2 protein-coding genes are annotated in these 2,730 nt (G+C 58.5%); one reads left to right on the top strand and one right to left on the bottom strand.

Annotated features, from left to right (window positions below; all coding sequences use genetic code 11):
* Positions 1–66: 66 nt before the first annotated feature.
* Positions 67–972 carry a LysR family transcriptional regulator gene (locus H8S59_RS26715; protein WP_187523355.1) on the top strand — a complete coding sequence of 302 codons (906 nt, stop codon included), beginning with the start codon at positions 67–69 and terminating at the stop codon, positions 970–972.
* On the opposite strand, the gene H8S59_RS26710 is transcribed toward H8S59_RS26715, so the two are convergent.
* Positions 960–2,576 (bottom strand): inorganic phosphate transporter, encoded by a 1,617-nt coding sequence (locus tag H8S59_RS26710; protein WP_095099438.1) that lies wholly within the window; start codon positions 2,574–2,576, stop codon positions 960–962. The genes H8S59_RS26715 and H8S59_RS26710 overlap by 13 nt on opposite strands.
* Positions 2,577–2,730 lie beyond the last annotated feature (154 nt).

Below are 2,730 nucleotides of genomic sequence, written 5' to 3'. Positions count from 1 at the left end.
CCAAGCACCGCTCCCACAAGGAAATCGCATTTCAACTCAGACAAATATTTTATAAGGAGCACACGACTGGACAGTCTCAGTGGCATCGCAATCTTTGTGCAGGTCGCACAGACGCGCAGCTTCACCGCCGCGGCCCGCACGCTGGAGGTTTCTTCCTCTGCGGTCGGCAAGAGCATTGCGAGGTTGGAACAGCGCCTTGGGGTTCGCCTGTTTCATCGCAGCACACGCAGCATCACCCTGACTGCCGAAGGCTCACTGTTTCTTGAGCGGTGTCGGCGAATACTGGGGGAGGTCGAAGCCGCGGAGCTGGAGCTGTCGCATTTCACCGCCGAGCCCAGGGGCAAACTGCATATCAGCGTGCCGTTGCAGGATGGTTTGATGATGCCGGCATTGACCGCGTTCATGCGCCGCTATCCGGACATCGAGCTGGACATCGACCTGTCGGATCGCATGGTGGACATCATCGAGGAGGGCTTTGATGCGGTGATTCGCACCGGCATGCTGCAGGACTCACGACTGGCGTCGCGGCATCTGGGGGACTTTCGTCTGATGCTGGTTGCGTCCCCGGATTACTTGCAACGCTATGGCGTGCCTTCCACGCCCGGCGACCTGGCCGGGCATGTCGGCTTGCTGCACAAGTTTCCCGCCACCGGCAAAATCGAGCCTTGGCCATTGCGCAGTGTTGACGGTCTGCCTGTCCCAAGCGTGAAAAAAGCCGCGACCTGCACCACCACCCATTCCCTGTATCACCTGTGCAGGCAGGGAATGGGCATCGCCTACCTGGCGGATTTCGTCGTCAATGACGCTTTGCAGCGCGGCGAGCTGCAGGTCGTGCTGGAAGATTTCACCCTCAGCCACGGCACCCTCTGGATGCTATGGCCTGTGAGCCAGCATGCATCTCCGAAGTTGCGTGCCTTGATCGATTTTCTCAAAGAGCACTTATTACCCGCAGGCGGCGATCAGAAGATCTGAGTAAACACCCAGTACAACGATCCCGACAGCAGGATTGCCGCAGGCAGGGTCAACACCCAGGCCAGGGCCAGATTACGCAAGGTCCGCAATTGCAGGCCCGAGCCGTTGGCGACCATGGAGCCCGCGACACCGGACGACAACACGTGAGTGGTCGACACCGGCAGGCCGTACATGTCGGCAGCACCGATGGTCAGCATTGCGACCACTTCTGCCGAGGCGCCTTGGGCGTACGTCATATGGGTCTTGCCAATCTTCTCGCCGACGGTGACCACGATGCGCCGCCAGCCCACCAGTGTGCCAAGGCCCAGGGCGATGGCTACCGCGATTTTCACCCAGGTCGGAATGAAACGGGTTGCGCTGTCGATCTGGTCTTTGAACAGCTTGAGCTTGTCCTGTGTATCCGCGTCGAAATTGCCGACCTTGTTTTTCTCCATCACGCGGATGGTTTCCGACGTCAGGTACATATCGTTACGCACGTTAGCCACCGCTTCGGCGGGAACCTTCGACAGTGAGCCGTAGCCTTTGACCTGAATACCGATCTTGCCTGCCATCACCGCCAGGGCCGGAATCAGTTCCGGAGTTTCCTGTTTGCTGACCAGATATTGTGAGAGCGTCTGCCGTGGATCAGCGGGAGCGGGCAGTGGTGCGGCGCGAGTGAGTGCCTGCTGGGTGACTTCGGCAACGGCAGCAAACTGAAGCGACTGATCGGCAGGCATGGTGCGGTTCAGGGCGTAGGCCATTGGCAATGTGCCTACCAGGATCAGCATGATCAGGCCCATGCCTTTCTGTCCGTCATTGGAACCGTGGGCGAACGACACGCCGGTGCACGTGACGATCAGCATGCCGCGAATCCACCATGGCGGTGGAGTATTGCCTTCAGGCGCTTTATAGAGCGCGCGGTTCTTGATGAACATGCGCATCGCCAGCAATAACAGCGCAGCAAACCCGAACCCTACCAAAGGTGAAAGCAGCAGCGAATAACCGATCTTGGTCGCCTGAGACCAGTCAACGCCGCTGGTGCCATCGCGACCATGCATCAAGGCATTGGCGACGCCCACGCCGATGATCGAGCCGATCAAGGTGTGCGAAGAGGAGGCGGGCAGTCCCAGCCACCACGTACCCAGGTTCCAGATGATCGCAGCGATCAACAGTGCAAAGATCATCGCAAAACCAGCGCCGGAGCCCACCTGCAAAATCAGCTCGACCGGCAGCAAGGCAATAATCGCGAACGCCACCGCCCCGCTGGAAAACAGCACGCCGAGAAAGTTGAACAACCCGGACCACGCCACTGCAAATCCCGGTGGCAGCGAGTGGGTGTAGATCACCGTGGCAACCGCGTTGGCGGTGTCATGGAAGCCGTTGACGAACTCGAAACCCAAGGCAATCAGCAAGGCCACGCCCAACAACAGAAAGGGCGTCCAGGTGGTCACTACGGTGCCCAGGTCATCCACGTCTTGCTTCAGGCTGTAGGCCGTGAACAACAAACCGGTGGCAAGAATGGCGAAGAAAACCACCATCGTCAGCGTGCTGGGCTTGCGGTGGAGCTGAGGTTTTGAGTCTCGGGCCTGTTCAAAGGAGTCCGGGGCTAACGTGCTGGTTGCCATGGTGCTTGATCCTGTTGACGAATGGATTTGCCCATGTTCATTACAAAATGTTACCGAGTTGCTACACAGGTCAATGATGGCTCGATTAATCAGGGGTTTCGGATGATTGGCATTTGTTACCCCGATCATCTGGATTGAAATGAGATCCCTGTGG

Source organism: Pseudomonas folii (assembly GCF_014357575.1).
GTDB classification, from domain to species: Bacteria; Pseudomonadota; Gammaproteobacteria; order Pseudomonadales; family Pseudomonadaceae; genus Aquipseudomonas; species Aquipseudomonas folii.
This window is presented reverse-complemented; position numbering and strand designations above follow the sequence as displayed.